Source organism: Paraburkholderia sp., assembly GCF_035656215.1.
Lineage (GTDB): Bacteria > Pseudomonadota > Gammaproteobacteria > Burkholderiales > Burkholderiaceae > Paraburkholderia.
This window is the reverse complement of record NZ_DASRSY010000407.1, coordinates 1-6,620: the sequence shown is the minus strand read 5'-3', so window position 1 is coordinate 6,620 and position 6,620 is coordinate 1. Positions and strand designations below refer to the sequence as shown.

At 61.9% G+C, this 6,620-nt stretch carries 6 protein-coding genes; 2 read left to right on the top strand and 4 right to left on the bottom strand.

Annotated features, from left to right (window positions below; translation table 11 throughout):
- Window positions 1-126: 126 nt before the first annotated feature.
- From VFE81_RS23880 to VFE81_RS23865, 4 genes are all read right to left on the bottom strand, one after another.
- Window positions 127-861, bottom strand: coding sequence for a thioredoxin family protein (locus VFE81_RS23880; protein ID WP_325046947.1), 735 nt, complete (start codon window positions 859-861; stop codon window positions 127-129).
- 43 nt (window positions 862-904) lie between these two features.
- Complete coding sequence (locus tag VFE81_RS23875) at window positions 905-1,333, bottom strand: SRPBCC domain-containing protein (RefSeq protein ID WP_325046946.1); 429 nt, start codon at window positions 1,331-1,333, stop codon at window positions 905-907.
- A gap of 47 nt (window positions 1,334-1,380) precedes the next feature.
- Complete coding sequence (locus VFE81_RS23870; RefSeq protein ID WP_325046945.1) at window positions 1,381-1,647, bottom strand: metalloregulator ArsR/SmtB family transcription factor; 267 nt, start codon at window positions 1,645-1,647, stop codon at window positions 1,381-1,383.
- 254 nt (window positions 1,648-1,901) lie between these two features.
- A complete protein-coding gene (locus tag VFE81_RS23865) occupies window positions 1,902-3,284 on the bottom strand; it encodes an NCS2 family permease (protein WP_325046944.1) in 1,383 nt (460 codons plus the stop codon).
- Window positions 3,285-3,791: 507 nt separating this feature from the next.
- Here VFE81_RS23865 and VFE81_RS23860 point away from each other — a divergent pair.
- Window positions 3,792-4,760 (top strand): PRC-barrel domain-containing protein, encoded by a 969-nt coding sequence (locus tag VFE81_RS23860; RefSeq protein WP_325046943.1) that lies wholly within the window; start codon window positions 3,792-3,794, stop codon window positions 4,758-4,760.
- Window positions 4,757-6,010, top strand: a complete 1,254-nt coding sequence (locus VFE81_RS23855) for an MFS transporter (RefSeq protein WP_325046942.1) — start codon at window positions 4,757-4,759, stop codon at window positions 6,008-6,010. The genes VFE81_RS23860 and VFE81_RS23855 overlap by 4 nt, the downstream gene beginning before the upstream one ends.
- Window positions 6,011-6,620: the final 610 nt, after the last annotated feature.

Sequence of the window (6,620 nt, the reverse complement as noted above, 5' to 3'; positions counted from 1 at the left end):
CCAGCACCAGCGCGGTTTTCTCGAGGCTCACCAGCAGCCAGATATCCGCAATCGCACCAGCCAGCGGAAACAGCAGGCCGCAGGTGCGCGCACTACTGACACACACGACCGCCGCACACTTCGCCATCACGAGCCGCACGCGGCGCAACCACCCGCCTTCTCTTCATAGCGATCGTGATGCTTGAGCCATTCGCCCATATTCTTCTTCTCGTCGCGGCCTTTCGGTGTGACGTCGAAATGCGCGTACGTGCTGAGGAACTGCTCGCCGCCGCGTCCATAGGTGGAATACGTGTGATAGACGTCGCCCGCTTCGTCCTTGTAGAACACGCTGTGACCGGATAGCTCGTCGATGCCGACATCCTGCTCGGTGAAGTTGTAGAACGCCTTTTTGCTGGCGATCTCCTCCGGCGTGAACGACACGTGATAGTCGAAGTTGAAATCGCTTTCATTCGACGATACCCACGGAAACTTCCAGCCCATCCGTTTCCTGAAAGCCTCGATCTTGGCAAGCGGTCCACGCGAGACTGCCACGTACGATACGTCGTGATGTTCAAGATGCGTCAGGATGCCGTCCATGTGATCCGACACGAACGAGCAGCCGAAACAGCCCTCTTCCCAATCGGGGCCGAGCATGAAGTGATAGACAATCAACTCGCTACGGCCGCTGAACAGATCGGCGAGTGTCTTGCGGCCCTGCGGCGTATCGAATATGTAGGTCTTATCGACCTTCACCCACGGCAGTGCACGACGTTTGCGGGCGAGTTCGTCGCCGGCGCGTGTGTACGCTTTCTCTTCGACCAGTAGCGCCTTGCTGGCGGCCAGCCATTCTTCTCTCGTACCAACCCGGTGTTGCGGATCCATGTGCGTCTCCTTCTCTGCGTCGTGCAGGTTAGATAGAACAAAATCACGCGAAGTAGCGTTCCAGCGAATCGAGGCCACCGCTCCAGCCGGCTTGATGCAGGTCGCGCGTTTCTTCGTCGACGAACTGTTCGTGCGTCAGCGTCAGCAAGGTGCCGTTACCGTCCGGCCGTAACAGCACCGTGACGAGCGACTCCTGTTCCGGACTCGAACGCCATGCCCATGTAAACACGAGCCTGGCGTCGGGCACCACCTCCAGATACTGGCCGCCAACCTCGATTTCCCGGCCATCCGGCTTGCGATACACAATCGTGAAGCGCCCATCGACGCGCGCATCCAGTTCCGTGCGAACCACGTCGGAGTCGCTCGGATGCATCCACTTCATGAGTTGCGCCGCCTCCGTCCAGGCGCGGAAGACTTTGGCGGGCGCGGCGTTGATCCGGCGCTGAAGGGTGAGACTGGGTTTGGCGGACATGGGGTTTCCTCTTCGACGAAAGCGGCAAGACGATCGAGTGATTCAGATCAGAAGCGCTGATAGCGGGTGAGCCATTCCATGGCTTCCTCCATGGGTCCGGCGCACAGGCGGCAGGCCACCGTACGGCCGGTTTTGCTGCGCGTGATGAGACCAGCCTCGTACAGCACGTCGAGATGCTTCATCACCGCGGGCAACGACATCGCAAACGGCTCGGCGAGCTCACTGACCGACAGATCGCTCAGTTCGGACAGACGCGCGAGCAACGCACGCCGCGTCGGATCGGACAGCGCGGCAAAGGTGCGATCGAGTAGCATGTCATTAAACTTAACCATGAGGTTAAGTATAGAAACACACGTGAGGATGTCAAGGACAGGTGCGTGCTTTTCTCAAAGCACACAGGAAGACGAAGGGGACGCTACAAAAAAGATACGCGGCGCATCGCAGATAAAACCCTGCAATACGCCGCGTCAAGGTGGAGAACAACCGACTACACGTTCGAGCAAAGCGGCAGAGAAGCCCGCCCCACTCGCGCGTTACAGCAAATCGCGTCAAACGCAATGCAGCAGAATCAGATCGCCCAACCGCCGAGATAGAAGCCGACCAGTACGACAGCGATGACAACCGTACCTACGTTCAGCTTGCGATATTCACCGCTCACCACGCGGCCGATCACCAGCGTCGCGAAGCCGAGCATGATGCCCGTCACGATGTTGGCGGTCAGCACGATGAACACGGCGCACATCAGGCCCGACATCGCGTCGACCATGTCGTCCATGTGCAGCTTGCTCACGTTCGAGAGCATCATCAGACCGACGTACATCAGCGCCGGTGCCGTTGCATACGACGGCACCAGACTCGCCAACGGCGAGAAGAACATCACCACGAGAAACAGCAGACCGACCACCGCCGCTGCCATCCCCGTCTTCGCGCCGGCTGCAACGCCGACCGTCGATTCGATGTAGGCAGCCGCCGGTGCACCACCGAGCAGGCCCGAGAAAATCGAGCTCAGCGAATCCGCTGTCAACGCACGGCCGCCGTTGATGATGCGACCGTTTTCGTCGAGCTGACCCGCCTGCCCGGCAACGGCGCGAATCGTGCCAGTTGCGTCGAACACGGCGGTCATCACGAGGGCCAGCACGCTAGGCAAAACGGCCATCGACAGCGCGCCCTTGATGTCCATCGCGCCAATCAGGGAAGCATGGCCCGGTGCGCTCAGCGCAGGCAGTGCGAACACCCCGTGGAACGCCACCGCCGGATCGATCATGAGCGCAATCGCCGAGATCGCGATGATCACGATCAGGATCGAACCCGGCACGCGACGGCGCACCAGACCAAAGATCGCAGCCAGACCCGCCACCGACATGATCGCCGGCAACGCCGTGATATTGCCGAGCGCAACCGGCAGACCGGCGCCCGGATTCTTCACGACCAGACCCACGTCGTTGGCGGCGATCAGCAGCAGGAACAGGCCGATACCGATGCCCGTGCCGTGCGCGATGCCCGTCGGCAGATTGCGCAGAATCCACGAACGCACGCCCGTCACCGAGATGCCGGTGAAGACGACACCCATCAGGAACACCGCGCCGAGCGCGACGTTCGGATGCAGACCTTTACCGAGCACGAGGCCGAACGCGGTGAATGCGGTCAGCGAAATCGCGCAGCCGATCGCGATCGGCAGACGCGCCCATACGCCCATCAGCAGCGAACCGAACGCGGTGGTCAGGCACACGGCGACAAACACCGCGCTGGTGTCGAAGCCCGCTTTGCCGAACATACCCGGCACGACGAACACGGAATAGACCATCGCGAGGAAGGTCGTGATGCCCGCGACGATTTCAGTACGCTGCGAACTGCCGCGTGAAGAGATTTCGAAGTAGCGGTCGAGAAAGCCCTTTCCGTCGAATGATTCGGCGCCGACTTCGGAAATCGGTTGGGCGTGGGGTTCCATCATGATGAGTGCCTCCTTTATCAGCGTGCTGAAACGGCCCGTATTCCGGCCGCCATCAGGTTCGTCTCGTTGCGTTGATCTAATGTCGTGTGGCAAGGTTTGAACGTCGGCTTGCGATGCGTACGTACAACCCGCCTTCCGTCCTTCTTTTGCTGTCCCGAAATGTAGGGCAACACAAATATGTCTCCCATCGCATGAATGGCATGCCCGACATGTCACGACGCTTATATCGTTCAGGGGACGGCAAACCACGTGGGCGCTCCGCGCGTTTACACCTACGGTTTGTCATCAAGTTGTGAAGAGGTTTTGAGGGGTTGGTTCAGCGGGCCAGAACGGGCCTGGGTCGCGGCCGGAAGTTCGCAACGCGGCATGCAACTTGCGTCGGGGACACCTGACAGAGGCCCTTCAAAACCGGGCCGCCCGACGCCGCGGGTTACACTCTGGCCCTTACCCGACTTAACTGCGGCGGCCCACAGCGCTCGTCCGCACTGGCCGATGGAGTCCTTCTTGATGAGTGGCGGTTTTTCGCGTCCTGCCTGGCGTCTTCTGATTCTTGCTGTGTTCGCGCTATTCGCGCTGTCCGGTTGCAGCCTGCTGTGGGGCCCGGGACAAGCGCCGATCGTCGATGCCGTGGTGATGCCCGTCGAACCCGCGAGCGCCCCCGTGGCCGCCTCCGCGCCGGAACCGGTCGAGACTGAGGCGGCCGAGCCCGAACAGCAGAAGAAGCCCAGGAAACCGGTCGTCAAGCCGCGCAAGGTCGAACCTCCGCCGCCAGTCGTCACGCCCGCACCGCCGCCCCCTGCGCCCCCGCCGCTGATCGTGCTGCGCACGATCGAGCGCAGCGAGGCGCGCGCCTTGCTCGATAGCGAAGTCCAGAAGCACGACGGCAAAGTGATTGGCCGCGCGGTCGATATGATCGCGGATGCGAGCGGCAAGCCGCGCGAGATGGTGGTCAATCTGCAGGGCTTCCTCGGCGTCGGGGACCGCAAGGTCAATTTCCCGTGGAGCGCGTTCCGCTTCACGCCGAGCGCGAAGACCGCGCCGATCACGCTCAACGCAGCGGCCGTGCCGACTCCTGCGGCAAAGTCCCCTGCCATGCAATTGCAGTTGATCGATACCGATGTCGAGCGTTCGAACGGCGCCAAGGTCGGCCGCGTGATTGACGTGCTGATCGACGCCAACGCGCAGCCGCAGGCGGTCGTGCTCGACGTCAACGGCATGGTCAGCACCGAGCGGCGCACGATTGCCGCCAACTGGTCGGCGCTGCGTTTCGTCACGAAAGACAAGGAACTGCATCCGCTGATCGATCTGAGCGATGCGCAGATCAATGCGACGCCGCCTTACGCCAGCGACAAACCGATCCGCGCGGTGTCGCCGGCGCCTCCGGCACCCGCAGCGGCGCCTGCTCCCGCCGCTGCGGCTTCCGGCGCGCCGGCCGCCACCGTTACGGCGGGTTCCAACGCACGGGCGGCCCGATGATAGGCCGCACATTGGTAACCGCGCGCAGTTTGCGCGCACTCGATTGGCTGAATTTTTTCGTCGCCAACGTGCAGACGGGTTTCGGGCCGTTCATTGCGTCGTACCTTGCCTCGCACAAGTGGACCCAGGGCGAGATCGGCATGGCGCTGTCGGTCGGCACCATTAGTGCGATGGTGAGCCAGGTGCCGGGCGGCGCTGCCGTCGACGCGTTGCGCAACAAAAAAGGCGCTGCCGCATGGGCGATCTTCGCGATCATCTTCAGCGCCGTGCTGCTGGCCGCGAGCCCGACGGTGCTGCCGGTGATTGCCGCGGAGGTGTTCCACGGCTTTGCCAGCTGCATGCTGACGCCGGCGTTGGCCGCGATCTCGTTCGCCCTGGTGGGACGCGCGAATCTCGGCGACCGGCTGGGACGCAATGCCCGCTGGGCGTCGATCGGCAGTGCTGTGGCGGCCGGGCTGATGGGCGTATTCGGCGAATACTATTCCCCACGCGCGGTGTTCTGGCTGACGGCGGCGCTGGCCGTCCCTGCGCTGTTTGCGCTGACGATGATCCAACGCACCGACACCATCGAACTGCCGAAAGCCGGGCCGACGCCTGAGCAGATCGAACGACGCGAGAGTCTGCGCGAACTGCTGCGCGACAAGCGGATGCTGCTGTTTGCGGCGTGCATTGTGCTGTTCCATTTGTCGAATGCGGCGATGTTGAATCTTGCTGCTGGCGAAGTGACGGCCGGCATGGGCGACAACGTGCAGCTCGTGATTGCCGCATGCATCATCGTGCCGCAGGCGATCGTGGCGATGATGTCGCCGTGGGTCGGACGCTCCGCCGAGCGGTGGGGGCGCAGGCCGATCTTGCTGCTGGGGTTTTCCGCGTTGCCGATACGAGCGTTGTTGTTTGCCGGAATCAGCAGCCCTTATTTGCTGGTGCCGGTACAGATGCTGGACGGCCTGAGCGCTGCGGTGTTCGGCGTGATGCTGCCGCTGATTGCCGCCGATGTGGCCGGCGGCAAGGGGCGGTATAACCTTTGCATCGGCTTGTTCGGGTTGGCAGCGGGAATTGGAGCGACTTTGAGTACGACTGCTGCTGGGTTTGTGGCGGATCACTTCGGGAATGCGGTGAGTTTCTTTGGACTTGCTGCGGCGGGCGCGCTTGCCGTGTTGCTCGTGTGGGCGGCGATGCCCGAGACGCGGGATGCCGCTGCGGCCGAGGAGGCTGCGGCTGTGGGGGATGGGAAGTCGGCTGTTAGGTGAGCGGGTTTTTTGCCTACGGCGTTGGGCTTTGCTTGTTTTTATTGCCTGCAGGGCGCTTTGTTTGTGCTGTGTGCCTATGGTGTTGGCCGTTCTTTGATCTGGATTTTTGGCTTTTTCTTGGTCTGGATTTTTGGCCTTTCCTTGAATTCTTATTGGTCTATTAGCGTCGCCCCTGTGCGGGGCGGCACTTACTTCTCTTTGCCGGCCGCAAAGAGAAGTAAGCAAGAGAAAGCGGCTCACACCGCTAACTCTTAAGCGGGTCCCCCGCGCAGTGGCGGCAGTGGTGCATCTGGAATCCGTGCCCTCGCACATTCAGCCGTAGTGACAAAGAGCTCATTGGCTCCCACTCCGCACTGCGTGCGTCGCGGATGGGTATGCTCGGGAAACCAGAGGCTTCGTCTGGGCGTGAAGGGGGCCATCGGCTTCGCCTCGGCGAGACGCCTCTGCACTTATCCCGCCCCGCTTCGAATGAAATGTTGGTGTATCGCTGTCGCAGCCATAGCCACCGTTGCAGCCATAGCCACCGTTGCAGTTGCAGTTGCAGTTGCAGTTGCAGTTGCAGTTGCAGTTGCAGTTGCAGTTGCAGTTGCAGTTGCAGTTGCAGTTGCAG